Below are 21,923 nucleotides of genomic sequence, written 5' to 3'. Positions count from 1 at the left end.
CCCTGATTGAATCGACATACCGCTAAACCATGCACTTGCTTAATTCAATTAACGATATAGGCAAAATTCAAGTTTGGGTGAAACAAAAAAGACTGTAGTCGCTATTGACTCCAGTCTTATGCCTGTTAGAGGGAAAAAAGGTTTTATGCGTTTGCCTTAAAGTTATACTACAGATATACTACATAGCGTTAAGGGGTTGGAAAAACTTTTTTTGCCTAACTTAGGGCTACACCTCCTTGAAATAGCTAATGTGGGTGAAAGCTTTGTGAAAACCAACGGATTCATAAAGCCGAAGCGCACCCGTGGGGTTCTCGACATCAACACCAAGCTTGGCTATTTCTACACCAGCCGCTTGTAAACGCTGCATTCCAGTCAGTAACATTGCCCGTCCCAATCCTCTATGACGAAAGCCTCGCCGTGTACCTAGACAGATAATCAAACCTTCCTGGCGTCCATTTCGTTTGTTGTCTTCTGGATTAATACGACAGTGGCAGAAAGCCGCAAAGGTACCATCGGTTGCAGTTGCAATTAAGTCTAATTCCGGTTTGTAGTATGGGTTTTTCAATTCATGTCGCATTCGCTCGACGGTTAATTCACGATGATTCCAGTGATCGATAAATGCCTGGTTGTACATTTCTACCCAAGCCTGAATATCCTGTTCTCCTTGCATCTGCCGCACTACAAAACCTTCTGGCAGTTGAGGTTCTGGGATAGGTTGAGAGAGCGATCGCTCCATTGTGAAGAAGTAGCGCTCGGCGGTGAAACCGGAGCGTTCTAGTATGGCAATGCGCTCAGATTGATCGGCGCGAGAGCTAGAGCGTAGCTTCACTGGCACACCACGCTCTTGGCTCATCTCGCGCATCCGTCCCTCGCCCCACGCAAGGATCTGTCTTTCTAGATCTTTGCCCCGTGCCGTGGGGTGGACGCGAAACCCCAGAAAGCCATCAGTGAGTTTGTCTGCTGGAGGAACCCACAACCGACCCAATCCAACGAGCTTATTCTCTGCATCTTCCCAAAGATAGATATTACGGGTTTTGTCTACGGATGGGTCATCAAACGATTGTCGTAGTTCGGAGACAGATGTACCTGAATCCGTGCGATCAACGGCTTCACAAGCGTTTATGAGATGTGCGATCGCGTCTAAATCGGCTTCCCCGGCATAGGGGCGCATGGTTAGCGTAGTCATAAGATCAAGTTGAATGTGTAACTTGCTGCAATTCAAGCAACTGGCAGTTTTAATTGACTACATTAATACTACAAGCGATTACGGAAATAACACTTCATGCTGGTGATTCACCCAGTTGGGTGATAAGCAGAGGTGCGTTGGTGACGAGAAGGATGCTGTCAGTTAACCAGGAAGCCAGACCCACTCAGGGTTAACTACCCCTGGCTATGACCCTGATGCAAGTCCCACATTTGACTAAGTACTGTCAAAAACTGAGGATTTGATTAATTTATATTAAGAATATGAGAGATTGATATAAACTAAAGAATATATTCACTTTGACAATGCATAAAGCTTAGGGAAAATTAGAGTGAATCAAGGCTCAGAGCGAAAAAATATTTCGCGCCGACACATGCTGAAATATGGCATGGGAGCGCTCGGTGCAGGCTCATTAACCGCATGGTTAGGCACAGGCGCACTAACAAAACAGTTTGATTCCTCAGCAAGGGCGGCTGAACTGCTGCAAGCCATTGCTAACGACCCTGGTGCTGCCAAGAGTCGTATGACTCCTGACGAGGCACTCAAGAAGCTGATGGAGGGAAATCAACGATTTGTTTCTAATAAGCAGCAGAATCCTCGCCAGAACATGGCTCGTTTAACAGAAGTAGCCCAAGGACAAACTCCCTTTGCCGCTATCCTCAGTTGTGCAGATTCACGGGTTGTACCAGAAATTGCCTTCGATCAGGGCATCGGTGATTTGTTTGTGGTTCGGGTTGCCGGAAATATTGCGATCACTGAAGACATCGCCAGTGAAGAATTCGCCGTTTCTGTGCTGGGTTCGCCACTATTGATGGTACTCGGACACGAACGTTGTGGTGCGGTGGATGCTGCCATCAAGGGAGGTGAACTGCCTGGAGTGATTGATAGTCTAGTGTATGCGATCAGACCCGCCATTGAAGCAACAAAAGGGCAATCGGGCGATCGCCTCAGCAACGCCGTTAAAGCCAATGTCTTGCTACAGATGAAGCGGTTACAAACCTCTCCAGTTATCTCCCAGCTTGTTGAGCAAGGCAAACTGAAAGTGGTTGGAGGTTATTACGATCTGGATACAGGGATGGTTAGCTTAGTTAGTTAACGAGGATGTTGGAAACTCCGACCTCCGCGATAGCAGGTCGGGGTAGTTCATATAGCTCGCAGTCGTCTTTAGACGACTGGATCAGAGTTTCAGTCCATTGAAATGGACTTGCGCTATAAGCCAAGAAATTAATTTCTTGGCGGGTGTGGAGGCTTTCTGACAAAGGTGCAAGATCTCAGCCAAGGTATCACCTCTTCCTGTAACGAAGTCCAACTACACCAGACGAGTAAGCATTTGTCTCAATTAAATCGAGATTTTGTTCTGGTACGGATTGATACAGAGAGATACCTGCTCCTAAGATAATGGGAATGACTCCAATAATGTATTCGCTAACTAATCCCTGCTCCATGAATGAAGCTGCAACCTTTCCACCTCCGACCAACCAAACTCGTTTATAACCCTTCTTCTTGACATCCTCTACAACTTCTTCGACACCCCCTTTTACAAAATATACATCAGTACGTGTTGTCGATAAATTCCGACTGGTTAAAACATAGGAAAATTTACCTGGATAAGGCCAATCTCCAAAATCTAAAACTTGCTCATAGGTTGTAGAACCCATGACCAATGCTTCAATTGAATTGAAAAACTTAGTGTAGCCGTAATCTTCGCCACCCTCTTCAGGTACTGGCAACCAATCAATACTTCCATTTAATCTTGCAATGTATCCATCAACACTGGTTGCTACCTGAAGAATATATTCTGCCACAATCATTTCTCCCTACGCGAAAAACTGGCCTACTTTCACTTTACTCGCTCAAAAACATCAAGGTGTTGATAGTAAGAACGGTAAGAAGGGTTTTTCGCTCCTGCTTGTTTCGCGCTTTCATCTTGCAAGCGCAATCTGACATAAGATTTATGCCTCTCTGTATTTCTGCTAATGCCAACTCCAGCAGTTTAATACGATTATCAACATTTTGCTGCTCACTACATTTCTATTATTGCTTGTGCCAAATAACTCTTAACTTACCGCCTCCATTAGTAGCTTAAGCCAATTAACTATTGATTGACTCTTCCGAGCGCGATCGCTCAAAATAAATAAGTGGATGCCCATTAACGATTGCATCACCGATTCGCCTCATGCGTAGCTTCTCAAGTACTCGTACAGATGCAACATTTGGTTCGTCTACATCCGCCCTCACCTTGGACAGAGCAAGGTTTTCCAGTGCATAATTCAACACGGCACTGGCGGCTTCCGTGGCGTAACCACATCCCCAGCGATCAGGATGAATTCCGTAAATTAAACTGGGAGTCCCTTGTTGTGAAGGCAAGAAGCCAGCAAAACCGACGAGACTGTCATTGCCGCGCTCAAAAACTAGCCAGATTCCATACCCATGCTGTTCAAAGTTTGCAAGGCTGTCCTCAACGAAGGATTGTGCTTCGTCCAACGAAATTACTCGGTTGTCGAAGAGGAAATAGCGAATGCAATCATTTATCCAGAGCATGTGGACAATTTGAACATCCTCTATCTGGCAAGAACGAAGCTGTAGTCGTATTGTTTCGAGTACACAACTCATCAGTGGTTGATTAACCTAGTTCGGATTAGGTTTAACTTGTCAGGCGACGGGGTTCAAACCCGGATAGCCTGACAAATCCGGAGGTTAGCCATAGTCGGTATTAGCTGTCTAATGCTCCAAACGGTTTAGCATCTGACAGGTCAAAGATTTCAATAGCATCCTCACGGCGAAACATGCGTTTTCTAAGGCGCGGGAAATCGGCAATTTCTATATCGAGGTTTTCTCCTCCTGCTAGGTAAACTAAGTCTTCGTCGCCTGCATTCCTCAGATGATGAGCTACCGAAGGAGTCGGGAATGCCATGAAGTCTCCGGGACTAACCTCAAATTCTTCCCCATCAATTTCCGCAATTCCGCAGCCCGATAGGATGTAAATCCATTCTTCCTCGCGGTAGTGCGAATGATAGACAAACGATTCCTTACCTGGAGGGACTTTGACAAAGTTGACTCCGGTGCGCTTTAGTCCGAGCAAGCGCCCCATTTGTGTCCCTGAGATTTCGGATTTTGGATTCCAGGGGTGCGAGAACGTTTGCATACTGTCAGCAATTTGCTGATGCCGCAAAAGGTAAGTTTTCTTATCTGCCATGTTTGTAACCCCTCAAGTGGTTCGCTGAATACTAAAGTGGAGCGATCGCGAAAAAGTACACTTCGCATCCTTGGAACGCTAACAGCTAAACTCATCGGTGAGATGATAACTCGGAAACAAAGCTCGACTATTGAGGTGAGATGGGAAGATAGGCGAGATCGTACATTGGCATAGATGCTGGGCAAAAGTTGATCTTGGGTTTCCTCACGTCAAGTTAACCTATGGTGATGAGCGATCGCACTCAACACTCTCTACTCATTCCCGCTTCTTTGCAAAGCATCTCAATGATTACAGGGAAATCCTCGCTTACTGCCAATGAGAGAGCTGTGTCGTCATTACAGTTTCTAGCATTAATGTCTGCTCCGGCATCAATTAAGATACGCACAATCTCGATATAGCCTTCCTTTACAGCCCCTAAAAGAGCTGTATCCCCGTCACTGTTTTTGACATTTACATCTGCCCCAGATTCAATTAAAGCCCTTACAGTATCAGCATGATCCAGCCATGCTGCATACATTAGGGCTGTTCTGTTCCATCCGATTGCTACTTTTTCCGCTTTGGCATTGACATCCGCCCCAGCAGCCAGCAAAACTTGGACTACTTGAATACTGCCTCGCTCAGAGGCATACATCAGAGCCGTTTTACCATTCTCATCGTTGGCATTAACATCGACTCCAAGTGCGATGAGAGTCTGCACAATGTTGCAGTCTGGACTGCGAGATGCAGCAGCCTTCATCAAGGTTGTAACGCCACTATTGTCTGAAACCTTTACATCGGTTCCGGCTTTAACTAGCTCTTGAAGTTTGTCTATACTTCCAACTTGGATAACCTCAAAAATATTCATAGCTCTTTGTTGGTTCTGGTCATCCCCTATCTTCTCCAACTCAGGCAGATCACTTACAACTATAGCTAACGGTATCATCAGCTACTCTGATGAAAGCAGTTCAGTTCCCCATTTTGCTCCTCTACTCGTGCTGTCTGAAAGTTTTCATATAACAAAGCTCTTTTTTCTAAGTATAAATTCTTATATAACATCTTCAAGCCTAGCGATCGCTCCTCCGATACCTGACAACTACACCCTCTCTATTAGCCTAAATTTGTTCCATTCTGAAGTGGTGCGATCGCTCCCTTTGGAACGCTAACAGCTAAACTCATCCGTGAGATGATAACTCGGAAACGAAGCCCAACGCTTGAAGTGAGATGGAAGGTAGGCGCGATCAGCTTCGAGTAAAGCCGTAGGCAATCGCTCCTCCGACACCTGGCAAGTACGCCCTCACGATTAGCTTAGATTTGTTCCATTGTTTTCACACGATAAAAAAGCAACAGGACACCGTTTTTGTAAATCTTGCTGTCGGTGAGTTCCAGAGCAGTCTGCTTGATGACTCCTTTAAAAAGTGGAATGCCCGACCCAAGCAGTACTGGATTCAACTTCAGGATTATCTCATCAATCAAGTTTTCGGCAAAAAGCGTTGTGGCTAAATCAGCGCCGCCGCAGAGGTAGATATCCTTACCCGTTTGATTCTTCAATTCTGTGACTAATTCAACAATATTCTCACAGACGAGTTCAACATTTTCATCTGGGCTTTCTTTCATCGTGCGAGAGAAAACATACTGCTTCAAGTGTGGATAAGGATTAGTCACACCGACCTTTAACCCTACCTCGTATGTCTTACGTCCCATCAAAACAACATCAAACCACGTTTTCAAAGATTCGAGATAATCAACTACGTGTTCCCCTTCCGGAAGAAATCCACCCCATGAGCCGTCTTCGTGAGCAATAAAGTTATCCACAGAAACGGCGACATAATATTTCAGTTTTCGCATCTTTAACCTCTTGCTTGAATGGAACTGGGCAGTGGTGTGTGACTTTACAATGTAGCGAGTGCATCCTGCTCACTGGATAAGTAGAGCTTTCAACCCTTGCGATCGCTCTCCTTGGAACGCTAACAGCTAAACTCATCGGTGAGGTGATAACCCCGAAACGAAGCCCAACGCTTGAAGTGAGATGGAAGGTAGGCGCGATCAGCTTCGAGTAAATCCATAGGCAATTGTGTTTCTTAATACACCTCGTCGTGGCTACCAATATCTACAAATACGGCATTCCCATCCTCAGTGAAGTAAAATAACACCCGCTCGTTGTATTCCACGCTAAAACTCCATAGCTCCTTGAGCTTGCCTGACAATTTATGAGTTTTCAAGCTTTGATCGAATGGATCTATAGTAAATTGCTCTACTTTTTCCCAAAATTTTGCTTCTAAATCTGAATTTCCTTTGATTCGCTTTTTGAAAGCACGACGGAATGAGGAACTAAAACTGACTTCTACCATCACTCCTCTATTAACTGTCTCAGCTTATTAATATCGGAGGAGAACTTCAGTTCCCCATTTTGCTCCTCTACTCGTGCTGTCTGAAAGTTTTCATATATTTCCTCACGGCGCTCTTCTCGCAGATACTGCCTCAGTAGCAATTGAATTTCTTGCTTCTCCTCTGTGGAGAGGCTTTTGATTGCCTCGACTACATCACTGAAGCTCATAGCCTGAAACACCGTGTAGGACTTACTTCATCAATCTAGCATGACGATGATTGTTCTAGTGCCAGGTAACGTATCATGCCAAACGTCGATACAATTGGGCATTTTTCTTCAACACATAGCTGGATGCTTGGACAAATTCGCTCTTTGGATAACTGAGCCAGTCTTCAATACTTGCACGTAGCAAATCTTCAAGAGAGATTCCGTTTTCCTGCGCTAATTGTTGCAACTTCTGTAATTGAGCGTCTGGAATTTCAACAGTGATGGAAGCCACAGCTAATCCTCTCTGGATGTCAACAAAGTCTAGCACTTGTAGCTATCTACTAACAAAGCTCTTTTTTCTAAGTATAAATTCTTATATAACATCTTCAAGCCTAGCGATCGCTCCTCCGATACCTGACAACTACACCCTCTCTATTAGCCTAAATTTGTTCCATTCTGAAGTGGTGCGATCGCTCCCTTTGGAACGCTAACAGCTAAACTCATCGGTGAGGTGATAACTCGAAACGAAGCCCAACGCTTGAAGTGAGATGGAAGGTAAGCGCGGTCGCTCTTATTGGTATAGATGCAAATCGGACGTAGATATTGGCGTCACTAGTATCAAGGCCACCTACAGCAATAGGCAATGGCTAGGAATTTACTTCACGTTTGAGTACTGCCACAAAGTCAAACAATTCACCATTAGCCCGTGTACCAGGGAGGATTGTGACCAGTTCCCAACCTCTAGCTCCCAATTCATTCAATATATCCTCCAGTTCTATCTCATTGATTCGTCCTGCATCTAATGACCCTTGAGCATAGAATTTGACAGTCCTATATTCCCACTGATACATAAAGCTCAAACGTAAGTAGTCGTCTACGACGCATCATAGCAGTATGCAGCGATCGCTCCCCTTGAAACGCTAACCGCTAAACTCATCGGTGAGGTGATAACTCGAAACGAAGCCCAATGCTTGAAGTGAGATGGAAGGTAGGTGCGATCAGTTTCTCTACGAGACGCTTCGCGAACGCTGGCGACGTTGGCTTGAAAGCAATCTGGTTTGAGCTACGACTCATGGGTTTGAGGGGCTACTAATTCCTGAGGGCGAACAACTGTAATGCCTGATGTAGCTACAAAATCGCTTGGGTTGAAGGTCAGAAGATGTGTAATCCCATGTGTAAGCATAACTGCCACAATACGAATATCATGAGTACGCTTACCCATCACTCTATTAACCGTTACCAAATCCAACCAATTGGGAAAAATCTGCGACGATTCCTCTAACAATGGAAAGCGATTGAGAAGTTGATCTATTGTATTTCTCGTTTGTTCTACAGCCCAGCCCAAACCATTGACTTCAACGGGTCGGGTAGCAACAACCCAAAGCTCAACAAGCACTTGGGCTGTCAGAAAACATTCGTCTTCTTGTGTAAGTAAACAAGATATTGCATCCGTTGCAAGGCTATGTTGGACATCAGAAGGGTTGCAGAAACGCAAGACAACATTAGTATCAAGCAGGTACTTCGTCATTCTTCGTAAATACTGTCACGGCTGAGGGCTTCATCAGGGAGGCTTTGACTGGTTCTGGGAAGCTGAGAAACCCACTCGCGGAAATCTTTAACCCGTTCCGTTGGTGTTGCCCTCTGCCAAAAAGGAGCAGATAATTCAGCCTGTTTTGCCTGAAACTCAATGAAGGCGATGAAATCAGCAATCTTCTTGAGTTGATCTTCGTTTAGCTTGTCTAGTTCTTGCTTAAGCTTCTCTCGCAACATAATCAACAGTATCCTACTGGATTTCATCTTCGAGTTCTTCCAATATTATCGCTACAGCTAGCTGAAGAGGAGCGATCGCATCCTTGGAACGCTAACAGCTAAACTTATCGGTGACAGATAAACCTGAAACGAAGCCCAACGCTGAAGTGAGATGGAAGGTAAACGCGATCGCTCTTATTAACATAGATGCTGACCAGTGTCATCACATTTGATTTCTACTCTAAACATCCCCTTATTCTCTCCGACTCTTCATAAACTGCGTCTAGCTCCTTTCCCTTATTCCATCATCCTGAGAAACCTATCCGAAGTACTACTTCAACTATCCTTAACCAATTTGCATGATCGAGATTAACTCGTCCAGCAAGGTCATAGCACTGAATTTTTGGATTCTCAGATATAAAGATAGGTATATGCTTTTCTAGTTGATAAGACTGGTGGAGTAGATTCATACCATCTCTCCATTCATCTTGTCTGATGAGTTGAGCTGCCGCTTCATCAAGTTCCTGTGCTTTTTTGACATCCTCTTCCGAATACACTGAATGCGACACGAGCAAAGGAATTCGGTGAGCCGCAGGATCGCGGAACTGTCGCATATCCCAATACCAATCACGAAAAGGTTGTAATTCTTTGTCTAGCTGTTCTAATTTACTCTTACGCAGTTGATCAAGGAAATTTGTGCTAAGAAGTTGAACAAACGTCCGATGTTTCCCATTATTTTCGTCAACCTCCTCAACCAAACTATATTGATACGTCAATGCCCAAGCCAGATTATCTAGCGAACCTGCCAGGTTGAGATAATAGGCATTCAACAGTAGAGTAAGCCTAGTTGCGAGATAATGATCAAGCGGCTCTTCGGATTTACCAATTTCTTCGTCAAGGCTGAAAATTGATTCCTCCATCATCATTAAACGCATTATCAGACCACGATGTAGATGCTTTTTCGCGCCATCACACAGATTGTTTTGCAGTTTTAGAGAAAAAATTTCGTGAATATCAAGGTGCGACTTCAGAAAATCATCTCGCCGAATTTTATCAAACATTTTAAGAACAAATGATTAAATCACACGGTTAGCTAAGTCTTTGTTCAACCGCACTTAGCGGTCTAAAATACTGATCTATGATGTTATCCTGCTATTTTGTAGTAATTGGCTGATCAAAATTATTGTCCATACACCTCATTCAACCGACGCTCGATCGCATCCAACCTCGCCTCAATAGCCGCTAGCCTATCTGGTTCCCCAATATCAGCTTGAATACCTTGTGATATGTACTTCAGCACCAGCCTATTGAGACTGGTGTTTTGCTGTTTAGCTATCTCCTCTAGTTGCCTCTTTACTTCAGGGTCTAGCTTGATGCTGAGCGTCATCTTGGTTGCCATCCCAAAAGGATACCCTAACTAGAGTTATGGGGTATTGCTGTTGTACTTTTACCCTGCTCCGACCACTAAAACGATACTTATGAGGGCTATAGCGACCCTTTATCGGTAGTCAGAAAGGGGATAAGCTGATTTCATCTAAACATGACTGTTTGAAATGGCTGAAAAAGAAGAGACTGCTGTGATTAAAGTCACAGTTCCTAAACGTTTGCAGGAAAAATTGAAAAATATCTCCCAACAGACTGGAATCCCCATGTCCACTCTGCTAGTTATGGCAGCCGTAAAGGAATACAATCTCGTAGACGAACAAGAAAGCAAGTAACCATCAGTATACAGTAAGTACCCTTCAAGGGTACCTTATGGTATTCTTCAGGAAATAAACAACCCTGGAGGTTTACCAATGGCTCAAGATGACCTGATGGAACTGATTGATGAACTTGGTCTAGTATCGGTCATCAGCTTACTGGCGACTTGCTGCCGGGATAAAGCTGAACTCTATCTGAGGCAGAGAGGGCGAGGCTCAAATCAATACACCGCGTGGAATAGCAATGCTTTCCTCCTCAGACAGATGATGACCAAACTCCAGCCCACGGGCAATTATGACCCTGACGCTAACCCCACAAGTGACTGACAAGGAATGGGTGAATTAGTGGGGATGGTGGGACTCGAACCCACACCCAATCGGTTAAAAGCCGATTGCTCTGCCATCGAGCTACATCCCCATTTATATGAACTCCTCGACCTGGATTTGATACAGGAACCCTGCGGTTAATAAATGAGTGTTCTGCGATTGTGCGATCGAGGAATGACCCCTTACCCAGGAGTTGAACCTGGCACACCGTCTTTAGGAAAAACAGGTCTGCATCCGGCAGGTAAGGGAAATCCACTGGGAAGGTACTGCCCCTTCTATCGCCGCGTTATCAGCACGGTGCTTCACTTTTCAGCCTCCAGTGGTCATAACAGTTAATCTTTACTACTTCCAAGTATTTTCATGGACAAAACCATACTGGCTTATGCAGCCGGATTAATGGATGGGGAAGGAAGTATTTGCCTCATTCGTACTAATAAAGGCGGACAAAGGGCACCATATCTAACCATGAGTAGCACATCTATTGAACTTGTCATGTTTATGAAAGATCACTTTGGCGGCTCGGTTTGTATAGCTCAGAAAGCCAAAGAAAAACACAGCGAAGCTTATCATTGGAAGATTGGTCGCCAAGGTGCGTTAAAAGTGCTTAAATTACTGGCACCCTATTTGAAAGAAAAAGAAAAAGCAAGAAGAGCGCGTCTAATTATAGAAAACTATCCAAATCTATTGCCAAAAAATGGTTATTACACTCCAGAGATTTTGGAAAAGATACGTCAAGTTGAAATTGAATTTTTCAAAAACTCTACGAAAGTCAAAATGTAAAAAAAAGGAAGATGAAGGACTCGAACCCTTACGACATCGCTGCCGTACCACAGTTTTCAAGACTGCTTGCCGTCCACTCGGCGGCACCTTCCTTGAGGGTGTCTGACGGGCCTCGAACCCGCTAATGACTGGTTCCACAAACCAGCGCCGCGACCGCTTTGGCTTCAGACACCGTAAGTGGATCTGGTGGGGGTCGAACCCACAACCTCTTCTTTGCAAGAGAAGCGTTCTCCCATTGGAACTACAGACCCATGTTTTAGTGAATAACAGTTGAATCGAAATCTTTAGCGATTTTGTTGTTGACGCAGGATTTCTCGCACTGCCATTAAAATCTCTCCCAGTCTATTTTTTCCGCTACCATCTTTACCGCACCCCCAGTAGTAATCAATGGGAGAATTTTCAACAATTACTTCATCGCCTGTAGCAAGAAGTATCTCGCGAATATCAGCATGAGTTTTAAATTTCTGCAACACGGCTTGCTGCATAATTTCATCTTTGACCTGTTCCCAATCACCACGCAGGGGGTGAGAGCGATCGCGTCCCATCTTTGCTGCTTCTTTCGGCGTTTTTACCTCCCGGATTTTGTCGAACCAAGGGCGATCAGTATCGATAAATTTCTGTGCTTGAAAGTAATGCTCGCTAGTCGCCCACCAAGCTCCATCAAGCTCAAAACCATGCTGTGAAAAGTTGGAAAAACAGCCGTAGGGTTTTTCGCGAGTGCTGTAAAAGTAAATTGTCATACTATTTACCTATCAATTAGGTGGAGAATAAGGTACGATCGCACTATCCTGTTCAATTAATATCAGAAGAAGGCAACCTCCTTTTATTTTATGTTTAACAGGAGTGGTAGGACTTGAACCTACAGCAGCCAATTTAGAAGATTGGTACTCTATCCAGTTGAGTTACACTCCCATGATTGGTAGTCCTGACAGGGTTTGAACCTGTGACATCCTCTTTGTAAGAGAGGCGCTCTCCCGACTGAGCTACAGGACTACGGAAGCGGATGATGGGACTTGAACCCATGCGCTGAGACTGGCAGACTCAGATGCTAGCCACTACATCACACCCGCAAGTTTCAAAAGCGGACAACGAGATTTGAACTCGTACCTAAAGCTTGGAAGGCTCAGATGCTAGCGTTACACCATATCCGCTTGATTAAAAGAAGTGGAATGCTGACCACTCAGCCAGGTGGAAACCTCAAGGTTTTATGGAACCTACAACCAGAACCTCTGGATTTTATCGAGCTTTAACCTTTATGGTTTGAATGTTAACTGTCTAATCTTTAACGATTGAAGTTTGAGCGTTAAGCGTTGAGCTTTAAGCTTTAACATTCATGGCTGATGGAGTTGGACTCGAACCAACAACTTCATGATTGGAAGTCATGCGCTCTACCCATTGAGCTATCCACCAAATACCATAAATTTAGAGGTTTTCGAGTGACCAGCAAGCCCATTTTAGTCTGGAATTTCAATCATTGTCCGCGCATTACTAATTGAAAGAACGCGATCGCAAGTTGACTCGAACTGTTCGACAAACGTCACTCGTCTGGCAATTTCTTCTGCTAAGTTAGTTGGATCGAGTAGCTCAACTCCCTCGCGTGCCAGGAAGCTATCGGCTAATGACTCGTACTTCTCGGAAGAAGCATTCTTACCTAACACTTCCATCGCCAGTTTATCCAGTCGTTCCTTCACTCGCGCTTGGGCAACTTTGTACTCCTGGCAGGTGCGAGAGTAAGCTGAGGTAATCGTGGCAAGAACTTCTTTGTAGTACGAGATGAAGCTCTTCATTTCAATGGCTTCTGCGACTGTCATCTCTTGTCCTGCAACAGAAACCATCGTCGAAGCATTAGAAAGAACGATTGCTCTCTTGATGACTCGTCTGCGATCAATCAGAGCATCCACCCTTTGCAAAGATGCTCTTGCTTGTGCTGCATGATCATCTCTAGATTTGAAGCCTGTTGGCACTTTGCCGACTTCAACAACAGCAATTAAGGTGTTATTATCCAAAGCTACTCTTGCTGAATCAATACGCTTTTCCAACAGCGTCAACTCTGCTAGAGCATCCGTAACCGTCATGGTTGTCATATTTTCCTCCTCTCCACTACCAAAAAAGACCTCTAGCATCGCCACAAGCAGATGGCGAGACTTGAACTCGCAAGAAGGCTTTACAAGAGCCTCATGTTGCCGTTACATCACACCTGCACGGTTGAAGGAGCAGGCGGCGGGGGTCGAACCCACATCGAGGACTTACCATGCCCTTGTGTTGCCACTTACACCACATCTGCTCGAAGCAGGCGGCGAGAGTTGAACTCGCATCAGAAGGTTACGACGCTCCTATGCTAGCCATTGCACCACGCCTGCATTTTGGTGGCGGGGGCAGGAGTCGAACCTGCTGATAAGAGGCTTATGAGACCTCCAAGCCTACCGTGGCTACTTCACCCGCATCGCACCAATACCCCTGACTGGGCTTGAACCAGTAACCTCCGCATTCTAAGTGCGGCACCTCTTCCGATTGGGCTACAGGGGCATATCGGGATGGCAGGATTTGAACCTGCGACTCCATGCTCCCAAAGCATGGCTTCTAGCCGCTGAATTACATCCCGTTAGTACTCCTGGCTGGGCTTGAACCAGCAACGCGCAAGGTTTAAGCTTGCTGCCTCTTCCGATTGGGCTACAGGAGCATTACTTAGCTGCTCTATCAAAGCGAGAGAGCAGAACTGGGGAGGCAGGAATCGAACCCGCGATTTCCTGAGCCAAAATCAGGTGGCTTTGCCAACGTCGCCTACTCCCCAATGAAATTTGCTAAGCCTACAACATAGAAGTTTTAGACTGATTTTTTTTAGCCCAATAACCTCTAGAAGGTTTCTCGATGCCATAAGCTTTACACCACTTTTCTATTGCCTTACCACTTACACCAAAATCCTTGGCTATATGAGTAGTTGGTTTTTCCCATATCATTTTCGCCAGTTCATCCTTAGAAGGACGCTCAACTTTTCTGGCTTTCAGATGGGGAACTTTTTTATTTGGGTGCGAACTGTACTTCTTTGTTTCTAGTTGTTGGCGCTTATTCCCATAGGTTGCAGTTTGTCTGTGACAGTTAGGACAGAGAAATCTTAGATTCTCTGGGCGGTTATCTTGCCAATTCCCATTTATGTGGTCAACGTCTAAAACTAACTTGCGTCCTAACCACTCACTTTGAATCGAACATTGGGGATTTTCGCATTTATACTCCTTCCCCATCTCTAACAAGGCTTGTCTCAGTTGAACGCCAGGCCTTCTTCTGTTACTCAAATTTAATACCAAAACTTCTTGCCAAGGCTTTTTGGGGTTGAACCCTTTCAAGTTTTCGCCCTGTTTTTTAAAGTGAGAGGTATCAATACCCAAGTCTTTAATACGCCTAGTTATGTGACCATGACTTCCTCCACCTGCGATACCAAGTTTCCTTAAAACCCCACTTACAGAGAAGGACTGTTTAACAGCTTTTTCCAAAACTTCTTTGCTGTATTTCATTGGAACAAAGTACAGGACTCAACCTATTATTATAATTGGCTGGCTACACTTCGATTTACCAATTCATCTACCCAGCAATAAATGGCTGCCCCAGTAGGACTCGAACCTACAACCCCCGCGTTAACAGCGCGTGGCTCTACCATTGAGCTATGAGGCAACGACAGCCCCCCAGGTCAGTATCGAACTGACGACCTCTTGATTTTCAGTCAAGCGCTCTTACCAAACTGAGCTACCGGGGGAAGTTTCAACGGAGAGGACAGGATTTGAACCTGCGTTAGGTTTTACCTAATCAGACTTTCCAAGTCTGCGCCTTAAGCCACTCGGCCACCTCTCCAAGTTGACGAGAGCGGAGGGACTTGAACCCCCACCTCTTCGGTTTCGTAGACCGATATTTTATCCAGTTAAACTACGCTCTCATTGAATGGCGCGGGGACTGAGATTTGAACTCAGATCATCGATTTTGGAGATCGAGATGTTGCCAGTTACACTATCCCCACATCCGATTTGAACTTTGAATCCAAAATCTAAAATCCAAAATTCAATGGGTCGGGCAGGAGTCGCACCTGCAATGCGCCTTTCGGACGCGGCGATTTTACAGACCGTTGCCTACGCTAATAGGCGGGCCGACCCAAGTAAAAAGGCGGAGAGGACAGGAGTCGAACCTGCAATGGGTTACCCCATGCTTCCTTAGCAGGGAAGTGCTTTCAGCCAATTCAGCCACCTCTCCAGATAGCCCCAAGGAGATTTGAACTCCTGTCTCTGCCTTGAGGGGGCAGCGTCCTAACCACTAGACGATGAGGCTATGTTTGTCAGTAGGAGTAACAGGACTTGAACCTGCGACTAGTCCCTTATGAGAGGACTGCTCTACCTCTGAGCTATACTCCCAAACAACGACCCCAAGGGGATTTGAACCCCTGTCTCCGCTTCGACAGAGCAGCGTCCTAACCACTAGACGATGGAGCCTTGTGTACTGAGTGGGAGTAGCAGGGATCGAACCTGCAACCATACGGTTAAGAGCCGTCTGCTCTGCCAGTTGAGCTATACTCCCATGCACCAGATGATGTGCAGATTGAGAGGTCGAGGTGGGATTTGAACCCACGAGTATCAGTTTTGCAGACTGACGCCTTCAACCACTTGGCTACTCGACCTCGTTCATCAATCTGATAGCCCCAACGGGACTCGAACCCGTGTCTTCTGATCGAAATTCAGAAATCCTTGACCGCTAGACGATGGGGCCATGTGTGGGAAAAGGAAGATTGAAACTTCCATAATTGCTGTTGAGCGAGACTGACCAGATTTGAACTGGCGACCCTTCCCTCGACAGGGGAACGCTCTAACCACTGAGCTACAGTCCCAAGACTCAATCAGCAATTCCCACTATTTATAGGTCTTGATTTTTGGGAACGTAGCAGGTGTTAACCCTAACCTCTTTTTGTAAGAGGAAATCAACGGTTTTTAGAACAGGCTTGAGAGCATTCTGTACAAATTACAGTTGAGCTACGCTTCCCTTCAAGACATCTGTGCCTATGACTATCAGCACAGATTGATGAATTAAATGGGTGCTTTCTTATTCAGTTTTCAAGGTTCAGTAAAAAGACTTAGATGATTTAGAGAAAGAACCGACGTTCTAGTTGATATATCTGTCTGATCTTGTGATAGCGAACGTTGGTTTGTATTTGGTTGATGTGTTCGGATGACCGTTGTTCTTGCTCTCTTTCAGGTTTTTGGAAAGGAGGCTGATTCGGTCTTTTGTTTGACTCTTTTCGTGGTCTGCGTTGACCGGAGAGTCGAATCAGTAGTAGCAACATAGTGATTTGTTGTTGGAGTTTTTAGCTCCGCTCTTTGCTTCACTACATAAATACTACATAAATACTACATAAAGTGTCAAGGGTTTGAGGAAAGTTTTTTTTGATGCTGTCAATGCCTTGCAGCTATTAGGATTGAGCGAGACAAACTTAAGGAAGAGTCGATATATATAGTGCAAATCTTTTCCCCTTAGTCCTGTAGTAAGACTCCATCTCATACAGTCGCAGGAAAGAGGAAGTAGCATCGCCGTGCTACCTCACACGATTCAATTGACTGCTGATTAGGGTTGCTGCGCGAGTTATGGCAGACAGCTAGTCCGGATTTGAGACTCTTCCCACAGCTTGATCAGGAAGAATTCAACTGCGTAATTCAGGGATGTTACAAACACGCCTTCAGCACCATCGATGTCTGAAGTCATCCAAGTTCCTTTGAGGCTGACTTCGATGTATTCAGCATCGCACCTAGAGATAGCGATCGCATCTTCTCCTTCCTGATGCCGTTCCAGATGACGCAGCTGTGGCATGTCCGCTGGGAGCAGAAACGATGCCGTGCTAGGTTCGACGCAGAGATTGGTACCCGCTCTCAGCGCCAGAATCACTCGTGCCGTGACCCATTCCTCAAGGGGTTGAGCCAGACGCTCTAAATAAAAGCCGTTGTCGGTATAAGTGAGTTTCAGCATCAGCTATATCTCCTGCCTCTCCAGGTTTACTTGCTGTTCACGCCAGAACTGCTCCGAGAAGGCAACAGTTGGGTGCATTGGCGCTTTCGGCTGGGTGCGTAGCGTCATTCCCGCTTGCAGGGGAGTGCGATCGCCTTTTCGGCTATTACACCGTTCGCAAGCTATAACTACGTTGTCCCAAGTGTGTTTTCCGCCTTTTGAGCGGGGAATTACGTGATCGAGCGTTAACTTCTTGGTGCTGCCACAGTATTGACAGGTGTGCTTATCTCGTCTTAAAACTTCCCGTCGATTCACAGGAGGCACCTTCCAAACCCGCTCTCGATCTGTAATCGTCAAGCGAATGTGTTCGGGTACCAATAGCACCACACTGGGTGAATGCACGGCAATGCCTTTGCCTCCTTTGCCCATCGTAAAATCTAGAGGTTCAGCTTTCCCCGTCACGAGGAGAGCGATCGCTCGCTTAATGTTGACTCGACTGACTGGCAGATAGTTCTTCGAGAACACCACCACAGATTGCCTTAACACTTCAGTTGCGCTCGTCACGGTTTGCCTCCTCATAGTTAAAACCCCCGCTTCTTTTGGTTTAGGAGCGGGGGTTAGGTGAAAACGTTTACAGTCTTCCTGTCCTATGTTGGTACGGCGCTTCTTCGCCTGTACCTCCCCCGGCTGGTATCTCGTTGTGGAAAGACGCTATTGCGTCCCGCTTCGCTATTGACACCCAGGAAATTCCCGGCGTCTTTATTAAATTGATTGCCAATCTCTGCTTTATGTTCTTCTCTCAAGCTATACCTGCCCTCATACCAAAAATCCACCCGTGATGTCACTGAGTGCCAACCTCGAAGGGCGGCAGCATCAGGGCATAGGGTGGAAAGAGATATATGAAGGCTCACAGAAGGTGAATTGGTAAAGATCGATTTGAAAGCTGACTTTTACATACTACACTGGTATTACAAACCTGTCCAGATATTTTGGAGAAAAAAAGATGATGCGTACACTCACCAGAACAGCAACCACTGACATGGAAGTTACTAGCATCCGTTTAGAGAGAGAACTCAAAGAGAAGCTCAAAGAACTCTCAGGCAACCAGGGATATCAAGCTCTGATACGAGACGTACTCTGGAACTATGTGCAACAGAAATCCGGTGATTATCGCCCCGAATTTTCCTTGTCTGATATCCGAGCCAGTATAGAGGCTGTCGCCCAACAAGAAGAACGCTGTGTACTCACGGGCAAGTTTATTCGACCGGACGAGCGGATGTTATTGGGGCTGACAACAAGTGGAGATATGGTTCCCTTAAGTTTAGAGAGTTTGTCGCACAGTTAACACTCTTGAGGGCACTCTTGTCCGGGTGCCCTCGAAGGCTTTACCCCTACATGGATTGTATATAGATAGATCATCAATTTATGCAACTTAAGCTTCTGACTTCTCTTGTACTGCTGGTTCTTGTTGCATTAGTAACTCCAACCCAAGCTCAAACCCCTGAGCTGATTCGGCAATTACAAACCACTAAGAAGTGTGAAAAATGTAAGTTGAATGGAGCCAACCTTTATGGTTCCAACTTAGAGGGTGCCAGTTTGAGTAATGCCAATCTCAGTGGTGCTGATTTAAGGCGTACCAATCTCAGTGGTGCTGATTTAAGCGATGCCAACCTCAGTGGTGCTGATTTAAGCGATGCCAACCTCATGGATGCGGATTTAAGCGATGCTAACCTGAGGGATGCAACCTTGAGTAAGGCAACACTTTCCGTTGTTCTTTTGTGCAATACTACTCTGCCAGAGGGGAGAGTCTCTAAAAGAGATTGTTCGCGATTTTATCGATAAAAATCACTGAAATCGCCGATATTTCCACAAAAAACCCCACCAGAGTGAAAGGGTGGGGTGACTCAGTGGTTACATTTCTGGATTGTAGGCTCGATGCAATTCATTAGGCTTCACCTGATGCGTTCACCCGATTGGGTGAAATGGTCAAGAAGAGCTTGTATGCAACGAAGAAGCTTGATATTATTTGGAACCTAATCGGCTTGGGAGCCACCCGTTAGGACTGACTATTGAGGAAGATAATTCTAAATCATCCCGCCAATCAACAAAGTAAAGTTTTCGAGGAAACTTCTTTTGCCGCTTGAGGCGCTCAGCATAGATATCTTTACAAATCTTAGTTGCTACTTCTCGAATGGAAATATAGCAGCTTTCAAGAGAGCCTCTAAGTCTACCCTCTATCGCTTCTTGGGAAACTTCAATTGTTCTGACTTTTTCTTGGAAAGTATAAGGGCCGGGAATACCGAGTAAATTTAGGAATTCGCCAGCAGCTTCTAATTGACTTATTTGATACCTGTTCATCGTTAATTTCCTTAACTTATGAGTATCAAAATTAATTGGTAGATCACATTCTGTAATTTAAAAAAGAATCGTGAAAATTTTGTGAAGTCAGAAACAGAGAGTAAAGAAGAGCCGCAATAACATGGCTTTGTATATCCAATTCTTTACCTTTTTTTGAAGCTGCCGTTAATATTACGTAACAATTGCCTAAAATAAGAACAGCCGTCATCTTCGCAACGACTATGCACCTGACTTGGTTCGACAGCAACTCCTGGCTAATTGAACTTGGAGGAAAACGAATCCTGATTGACCCCTGGTTAGTGGATTCGTTAGTCTTTGGTAAGCTCGACTGGCTGTTTAAAGGTTCACGACACAGCGATCGCGCAATTCCAGACAACATCGATTTAATCTTGCTCTCCCAAGGGTTGGAAGACCATGCACATCCGCCTACTTTGAAGCAACTAAATCACACAATTCCTGTGGTTGGTTCTCCCAATGCCGCCAAGGTGGTGCGGGAGTTGGGTTATACCGAAGTGACAGCCCTCAAGCATGGAGAAACTTTCACCCTAGATCATCAAGTTGAAATCAAAGCAACTCCCGGTAGCCCCATTGGGCCGACTCTGGTAGAAAATGGCTATCTCCTCAAAGAGTTAGGCACGGATTTAACCATCTACTACGAACCCCATGGCTATCATTCCCCATCCTTGAAGGACGCTGCACCTGTTGATGTGGTGATTACCCCACTCATAGATTTAGCGCTACCGCTGATTGGGCCAATTATTAGAGGAAGCAAGAGCGGCTTAGAAGTTGCACAATGGCTGCAACCCCAAGTGATGCTGCCCTCAGCAGAACCGGGTGAAGTCGAATATGCAGGAATGCTGGTGTATGCGCTGCGGTCGGTGGGGAGTCTTGAGGAATTTCGGTCGAAGCTGGCTCAAAACAATCTCTCTACCCAAGTCATTGAGCCTAAACCAGGCGATCGCTTTGAACTAAAACTTCAACCACGAGCCTTAGCCACTTAGGGAGATGTTAGGGAAATGGCTACCCGGCGTTGCTGGGAACCTTGGGAGTAGGAGCGGCAGGGGTCGAGCTTTGCGCCTGAACTAGCGCGCCGTATTGAGCGTCACTGACCTGTGCAATCTGCTTGCAACCAGTCATCATGAGTTGGGTCTGGCCGCCCGTGAACTCCACATAGCGTTGCTGTGCCGCCTCTGCGATCGCTTGCTTCCTCTGTTCGAGGGTGGTAGAACGTCTCAGCCCGTTACGGTTGGCTGCACCCATGTCATACATACTGACCGTTGCGATCGCCTTCATGCGTGGGTCGATCTTAGCGGCGCTGATGACGAAGCTGCCGCTGCCGCAAATTCCAAGAACGCCAATTCGATCTCTGTCAACGAGGGACTGGGTGCCCAGAAAATCGACCGCAGCACTGAAATCTTCAGCATAAATAAATCTTAGCTTATTGACAGGTTTATTGAGGACTCAAGTGGATGAAAATCAAGCTCTAACAGTCTTTTGAGCCGATTGTCACCCCCTGAAGGCTCGCCGTCTGATGTTGGGGCAAAACCTTGACGCTACTAGTGCTGCCTACCGTGTGGGGTATGATGATGCCTCGCACTTCAACCGGGAGTACAAGCGGCTCTTTGGTGCACCACCGATACGTGATGTGGAGCGGCTGCGAGAAGCGGCTAGGGAGTAGTGACACTCCCATGGTAAGTTCTCCTACAAGTGGGAAATCCTGTTAATAGTCCAACAAAATCAATCAGGAGAAGTCTGCCTATTTACAGAGATGCTGACCTGAAACTTGCGATAAAAAGAAAAGCCAGAACCATCAGCAGAAGTTCCCCACCTAGCTCTGGCCTGGTGTATGTTATGTTGTCCATCGTTAGTATTCCTAGACACGCCACAAAAGCCAAACTCATCTGTACCAGTTGCAAAACTGTCCACTCCGAGATCTGGCTCATTCTTAAAATTTGCCCTCGTTTTATCTAAAGTAGATAGTCGATTAAATGAGTTGCATAAGGGAATAGCTCTAGCAAAGGAAAGCCTTCTACTGTTGAAATATCAATAGTGGAGTCGAAAACAATGCCAGTAATTTTAAGCTTTATGGCTGTTGGCGCTTTTTTTCTAGTTTCTTCCATCATC

Annotated in this window: 30 protein-coding genes, 29 tRNA genes and 2 pseudogenes; 9 read left to right on the top strand and 52 right to left on the bottom strand. The window is 45.6% G+C overall.

The features are described from left to right. Positions 1–226: 226 nt before the first annotated feature. Positions 227–1,186, bottom strand: coding sequence for a GNAT family N-acetyltransferase (locus tag MIC7113_RS10100; protein ID WP_015182051.1), 960 nt, complete (start codon positions 1,184–1,186; stop codon positions 227–229). Positions 1,187–1,535: 349 nt separating this feature from the next. On the opposite strand from MIC7113_RS10100, the gene MIC7113_RS10095 reads away from it, so the two are divergent. Next, on the top strand, positions 1,536–2,300 hold the full coding sequence (locus MIC7113_RS10095; protein WP_015182050.1) for a carbonic anhydrase: 765 nt from the start codon (positions 1,536–1,538) through the stop codon (positions 2,298–2,300). Between the two features lie 187 nt (positions 2,301–2,487). Here the strand turns inward: MIC7113_RS10095 and MIC7113_RS10090 are convergent, their stop codons facing one another. The 13 genes from MIC7113_RS10090 to MIC7113_RS10030 form a co-directional block, all read right to left on the bottom strand. Beyond that, positions 2,488–3,015, bottom strand: coding sequence for a dihydrofolate reductase family protein (locus MIC7113_RS10090; protein ID WP_015182049.1), 528 nt, complete (start codon positions 3,013–3,015; stop codon positions 2,488–2,490). A gap of 280 nt (positions 3,016–3,295) precedes the next feature. After that, a complete protein-coding gene (locus MIC7113_RS10085; RefSeq protein ID WP_015182048.1) occupies positions 3,296–3,817 on the bottom strand; it encodes a GNAT family N-acetyltransferase in 522 nt (173 codons plus the stop codon). A gap of 100 nt (positions 3,818–3,917) precedes the next feature. Beyond that, positions 3,918–4,400, bottom strand: a complete 483-nt coding sequence (locus tag MIC7113_RS10080; protein ID WP_015182047.1) for a cupin domain-containing protein — start codon at positions 4,398–4,400, stop codon at positions 3,918–3,920. A 241-nt stretch (positions 4,401–4,641) separates the two neighbouring features. Continuing rightward, the gene (locus MIC7113_RS10075; RefSeq protein WP_155897973.1) at positions 4,642–5,244 is read right to left on the bottom strand and encodes an ankyrin repeat domain-containing protein; all 603 of its coding nucleotides are present in this window, start codon (positions 5,242–5,244) and stop codon (positions 4,642–4,644) included. A gap of 440 nt (positions 5,245–5,684) precedes the next feature. Beyond that, positions 5,685–6,224 carry a dihydrofolate reductase family protein gene (locus tag MIC7113_RS10070; protein ID WP_015182045.1) on the bottom strand — a complete coding sequence of 180 codons (540 nt, stop codon included), beginning with the start codon at positions 6,222–6,224 and terminating at the stop codon, positions 5,685–5,687. 233 nt (positions 6,225–6,457) lie between these two features. Continuing rightward, on the bottom strand, positions 6,458–6,727 hold the full coding sequence (locus tag MIC7113_RS10065) for a type II toxin-antitoxin system RelE/ParE family toxin (protein WP_015182044.1): 270 nt from the start codon (positions 6,725–6,727) through the stop codon (positions 6,458–6,460). After that, a complete protein-coding gene (locus tag MIC7113_RS10060) occupies positions 6,727–6,933 on the bottom strand; it encodes a hypothetical protein (RefSeq protein WP_015182043.1) in 207 nt (68 codons plus the stop codon). The genes MIC7113_RS10065 and MIC7113_RS10060 overlap by 1 nt, the downstream gene beginning before the upstream one ends. Positions 6,934–7,006: 73 nt before the next feature. After that, entirely contained in the window at positions 7,007–7,204 is a 198-nt protein-coding gene (locus tag MIC7113_RS10055) for a ribbon-helix-helix protein, CopG family (protein ID WP_041780658.1), read from the bottom strand. 355 nt (positions 7,205–7,559) lie between these two features. Next, entirely contained in the window at positions 7,560–7,763 is a 204-nt protein-coding gene (locus MIC7113_RS10050; RefSeq protein ID WP_015182041.1) for a DUF4177 domain-containing protein, read from the bottom strand. Between the two features lie 212 nt (positions 7,764–7,975). After that, complete coding sequence (locus tag MIC7113_RS10045) at positions 7,976–8,440, bottom strand: type II toxin-antitoxin system VapC family toxin (RefSeq protein ID WP_015182040.1); 465 nt, start codon at positions 8,438–8,440, stop codon at positions 7,976–7,978. Beyond that, positions 8,437–8,682 (bottom strand): hypothetical protein, encoded by a 246-nt coding sequence (locus tag MIC7113_RS10040; protein ID WP_015182039.1) that lies wholly within the window; start codon positions 8,680–8,682, stop codon positions 8,437–8,439. The genes MIC7113_RS10045 and MIC7113_RS10040 overlap by 4 nt, the downstream gene beginning before the upstream one ends. Before the next feature lie 284 nt (positions 8,683–8,966). After that, a complete protein-coding gene (locus tag MIC7113_RS10035) occupies positions 8,967–9,722 on the bottom strand; it encodes a hypothetical protein (protein ID WP_015182038.1) in 756 nt (251 codons plus the stop codon). A gap of 119 nt (positions 9,723–9,841) precedes the next feature. Beyond that, the gene (locus MIC7113_RS10030) at positions 9,842–10,060 is read right to left on the bottom strand and encodes a DUF6364 family protein (protein WP_041779978.1); all 219 of its coding nucleotides are present in this window, start codon (positions 10,058–10,060) and stop codon (positions 9,842–9,844) included. A 154-nt stretch (positions 10,061–10,214) separates the two neighbouring features. On the opposite strand from MIC7113_RS10030, the gene MIC7113_RS34605 reads away from it, so the two are divergent. Together MIC7113_RS34605 and MIC7113_RS10025 are read left to right on the top strand one after the other, a co-directional pair. Then, on the top strand, positions 10,215–10,379 hold the full coding sequence (locus MIC7113_RS34605; protein ID WP_015182036.1) for a ribbon-helix-helix domain-containing protein: 165 nt from the start codon (positions 10,215–10,217) through the stop codon (positions 10,377–10,379). A 78-nt stretch (positions 10,380–10,457) separates the two neighbouring features. Further along, positions 10,458–10,688 (top strand): hypothetical protein, encoded by a 231-nt coding sequence (locus MIC7113_RS10025; protein WP_015182035.1) that lies wholly within the window; start codon positions 10,458–10,460, stop codon positions 10,686–10,688. Positions 10,689–10,707: 19 nt separating this feature from the next. Here MIC7113_RS10025 and MIC7113_RS10020 read toward each other — a convergent pair. Next, a tRNA-Lys gene (locus MIC7113_RS10020) sits at positions 10,708–10,779 on the bottom strand. A 53-nt stretch (positions 10,780–10,832) separates the two neighbouring features. On the opposite strand from MIC7113_RS10020, the gene MIC7113_RS36175 reads away from it, so the two are divergent. Together MIC7113_RS36175 and MIC7113_RS10015 are read left to right on the top strand one after the other, a co-directional pair. Then, positions 10,833–11,024 carry a hypothetical protein gene (locus MIC7113_RS36175; RefSeq protein ID WP_155897972.1) on the top strand — a complete coding sequence of 64 codons (192 nt, stop codon included), beginning with the start codon at positions 10,833–10,835 and terminating at the stop codon, positions 11,022–11,024. A gap of 24 nt (positions 11,025–11,048) precedes the next feature. Continuing rightward, positions 11,049–11,468, top strand: coding sequence for a hypothetical protein (locus tag MIC7113_RS10015; RefSeq protein WP_015182034.1), 420 nt, complete (start codon positions 11,049–11,051; stop codon positions 11,466–11,468). 4 nt (positions 11,469–11,472) lie between these two features. Here the strand turns inward: MIC7113_RS10015 and MIC7113_RS36170 are convergent. The 34 genes from MIC7113_RS36170 to MIC7113_RS36155 form a co-directional block, all read right to left on the bottom strand. Continuing rightward, positions 11,473–11,561 (bottom strand) — tRNA-OTHER (locus MIC7113_RS36170). 85 nt (positions 11,562–11,646) lie between these two features. Continuing rightward, positions 11,647–11,719 (bottom strand) — tRNA-Ala (locus MIC7113_RS10010). Positions 11,720–11,752: 33 nt separating this feature from the next. Further along, entirely contained in the window at positions 11,753–12,208 is a 456-nt protein-coding gene (locus MIC7113_RS10005) for an NADAR family protein (RefSeq protein ID WP_015182033.1), read from the bottom strand. Positions 12,209–12,306: 98 nt separating this feature from the next. Then, positions 12,307–12,380, bottom strand: a tRNA-Arg gene (locus MIC7113_RS10000). A 5-nt stretch (positions 12,381–12,385) separates the two neighbouring features. Further along, positions 12,386–12,461, bottom strand: a tRNA-Val gene (locus MIC7113_RS09995). A gap of 5 nt (positions 12,462–12,466) precedes the next feature. Next, positions 12,467–12,538, bottom strand: a tRNA-Gly gene (locus MIC7113_RS09990). A gap of 10 nt (positions 12,539–12,548) precedes the next feature. Continuing rightward, positions 12,549–12,619: transfer RNA gene (locus tag MIC7113_RS09985), tRNA-Gly, on the bottom strand. 183 nt (positions 12,620–12,802) lie between these two features. Beyond that, positions 12,803–12,878, bottom strand: a tRNA-Gly gene (locus tag MIC7113_RS09980). Positions 12,879–12,922: 44 nt separating this feature from the next. After that, entirely contained in the window at positions 12,923–13,552 is a 630-nt protein-coding gene (locus tag MIC7113_RS09975; RefSeq protein WP_041780657.1) for a hypothetical protein, read from the bottom strand. Between the two features lie 46 nt (positions 13,553–13,598). Continuing rightward, positions 13,599–13,669, bottom strand: a tRNA-Thr gene (locus MIC7113_RS36165). 11 nt (positions 13,670–13,680) lie between these two features. Continuing rightward, positions 13,681–13,752 (bottom strand) — tRNA-Thr (locus MIC7113_RS09970). Between the two features lie 4 nt (positions 13,753–13,756). Next, positions 13,757–13,828 (bottom strand) — tRNA-Thr (locus MIC7113_RS09965). Positions 13,829–13,920: 92 nt separating this feature from the next. Then, positions 13,921–13,994 (bottom strand) — tRNA-Leu (locus MIC7113_RS09960). A gap of 3 nt (positions 13,995–13,997) precedes the next feature. Then, a tRNA-Pro gene (locus MIC7113_RS09955) sits at positions 13,998–14,070 on the bottom strand. 4 nt (positions 14,071–14,074) lie between these two features. After that, a tRNA-Leu gene (locus tag MIC7113_RS09950) sits at positions 14,075–14,148 on the bottom strand. A 36-nt stretch (positions 14,149–14,184) separates the two neighbouring features. Next, positions 14,185–14,259, bottom strand: a tRNA-Gln gene (locus MIC7113_RS09945). A 16-nt stretch (positions 14,260–14,275) separates the two neighbouring features. Then, positions 14,276–14,977 (bottom strand): HNH endonuclease signature motif containing protein, encoded by a 702-nt coding sequence (locus MIC7113_RS09940; protein ID WP_015182031.1) that lies wholly within the window; start codon positions 14,975–14,977, stop codon positions 14,276–14,278. Between the two features lie 82 nt (positions 14,978–15,059). Beyond that, positions 15,060–15,134 (bottom strand) — tRNA-Asn (locus tag MIC7113_RS09935). 7 nt (positions 15,135–15,141) lie between these two features. After that, positions 15,142–15,216: transfer RNA gene (locus MIC7113_RS09930), tRNA-Phe, on the bottom strand. Positions 15,217–15,225: 9 nt separating this feature from the next. Then, positions 15,226–15,311, bottom strand: a tRNA-Ser gene (locus MIC7113_RS09925). A 7-nt stretch (positions 15,312–15,318) separates the two neighbouring features. Beyond that, positions 15,319–15,393 (bottom strand) — tRNA-Arg (locus tag MIC7113_RS09920). Between the two features lie 6 nt (positions 15,394–15,399). After that, positions 15,400–15,474: transfer RNA gene (locus MIC7113_RS09915), tRNA-Trp, on the bottom strand. A gap of 45 nt (positions 15,475–15,519) precedes the next feature. Then, a tRNA-Tyr gene (locus MIC7113_RS36160) sits at positions 15,520–15,607 on the bottom strand. Positions 15,608–15,618: 11 nt separating this feature from the next. Beyond that, positions 15,619–15,704 (bottom strand) — tRNA-Ser (locus tag MIC7113_RS09910). 3 nt (positions 15,705–15,707) lie between these two features. Continuing rightward, positions 15,708–15,779 (bottom strand) — tRNA-Glu (locus tag MIC7113_RS09905). An 11-nt stretch (positions 15,780–15,790) separates the two neighbouring features. After that, positions 15,791–15,862, bottom strand: a tRNA-Met gene (locus tag MIC7113_RS09900). Between the two features lie 6 nt (positions 15,863–15,868). Then, positions 15,869–15,940, bottom strand: a tRNA-Asp gene (locus tag MIC7113_RS09895). A 12-nt stretch (positions 15,941–15,952) separates the two neighbouring features. Then, positions 15,953–16,025 (bottom strand) — tRNA-Lys (locus tag MIC7113_RS09890). A 26-nt stretch (positions 16,026–16,051) separates the two neighbouring features. Continuing rightward, positions 16,052–16,125: transfer RNA gene (locus MIC7113_RS09885), tRNA-Cys, on the bottom strand. A gap of 16 nt (positions 16,126–16,141) precedes the next feature. After that, positions 16,142–16,214: transfer RNA gene (locus tag MIC7113_RS09880), tRNA-Glu, on the bottom strand. A 45-nt stretch (positions 16,215–16,259) separates the two neighbouring features. Beyond that, positions 16,260–16,332 (bottom strand) — tRNA-Asp (locus MIC7113_RS09875). A 749-nt stretch (positions 16,333–17,081) separates the two neighbouring features. Further along, entirely contained in the window at positions 17,082–17,462 is a 381-nt protein-coding gene (locus MIC7113_RS09870) for an alr0857 family protein (RefSeq protein WP_015182030.1), read from the bottom strand. A 3-nt stretch (positions 17,463–17,465) separates the two neighbouring features. Next, positions 17,466–18,005, bottom strand: a complete 540-nt coding sequence (locus tag MIC7113_RS09865) for an HNH endonuclease (RefSeq protein WP_015182029.1) — start codon at positions 18,003–18,005, stop codon at positions 17,466–17,468. Between the two features lie 83 nt (positions 18,006–18,088). After that, a complete protein-coding gene (locus MIC7113_RS36155) occupies positions 18,089–18,352 on the bottom strand; it encodes a hypothetical protein (protein WP_155897971.1) in 264 nt (87 codons plus the stop codon). A 95-nt stretch (positions 18,353–18,447) separates the two neighbouring features. Between MIC7113_RS36155 and MIC7113_RS09860 the strand changes: the two genes are divergently transcribed. Both MIC7113_RS09860 and MIC7113_RS38605 read left to right on the top strand, forming a co-directional pair. After that, a complete protein-coding gene (locus MIC7113_RS09860; RefSeq protein ID WP_041780656.1) occupies positions 18,448–18,786 on the top strand; it encodes a hypothetical protein in 339 nt (112 codons plus the stop codon). A gap of 80 nt (positions 18,787–18,866) precedes the next feature. Further along, positions 18,867–19,283 carry a pentapeptide repeat-containing protein gene (locus MIC7113_RS38605; protein WP_015182027.1) on the top strand — a complete coding sequence of 139 codons (417 nt, stop codon included), beginning with the start codon at positions 18,867–18,869 and terminating at the stop codon, positions 19,281–19,283. Positions 19,284–19,463: 180 nt separating this feature from the next. Here MIC7113_RS38605 and MIC7113_RS09850 read toward each other — a convergent pair whose 3' ends face one another. After that, on the bottom strand, positions 19,464–19,799 hold the full coding sequence (locus MIC7113_RS09850; protein WP_015182026.1) for a hypothetical protein: 336 nt from the start codon (positions 19,797–19,799) through the stop codon (positions 19,464–19,466). Positions 19,800–20,020: 221 nt separating this feature from the next. On the opposite strand from MIC7113_RS09850, the gene MIC7113_RS09845 reads away from it, so the two are divergent. Beyond that, complete coding sequence (locus MIC7113_RS09845) at positions 20,021–20,800, top strand: MBL fold metallo-hydrolase (protein ID WP_015182025.1); 780 nt, start codon at positions 20,021–20,023, stop codon at positions 20,798–20,800. 142 nt (positions 20,801–20,942) lie between these two features. Here MIC7113_RS09845 and MIC7113_RS38950 read toward each other — a convergent pair. After that, positions 20,943–21,227: pseudogene (locus MIC7113_RS38950) on the bottom strand (alpha/beta hydrolase); the annotation flags it as partial. Positions 21,228–21,315: 88 nt separating this feature from the next. Between MIC7113_RS38950 and MIC7113_RS34600 the strand changes: the two are divergent. Next, positions 21,316–21,477 (top strand): annotated as a pseudogene (locus MIC7113_RS34600) (helix-turn-helix domain-containing protein); the annotation flags it as partial. Positions 21,478–21,766: 289 nt separating this feature from the next. Here the strand turns inward: MIC7113_RS34600 and MIC7113_RS36150 are convergent. Next, positions 21,767–21,922 carry a hypothetical protein gene (locus tag MIC7113_RS36150; RefSeq protein ID WP_015182023.1) on the bottom strand — a complete coding sequence of 52 codons (156 nt, stop codon included), beginning with the start codon at positions 21,920–21,922 and terminating at the stop codon, positions 21,767–21,769. Position 21,923 lies beyond the last annotated feature (1 nt).

This window comes from Allocoleopsis franciscana PCC 7113, assembly GCF_000317515.1.
In the GTDB taxonomy this organism is placed as follows: Bacteria; Cyanobacteriota; Cyanobacteriia; order Cyanobacteriales; family Coleofasciculaceae; genus Allocoleopsis; species Allocoleopsis franciscana.
Note: the sequence above shows the minus strand (reverse complement) of the source record. Positions and strands in the feature narration are given on the sequence as shown.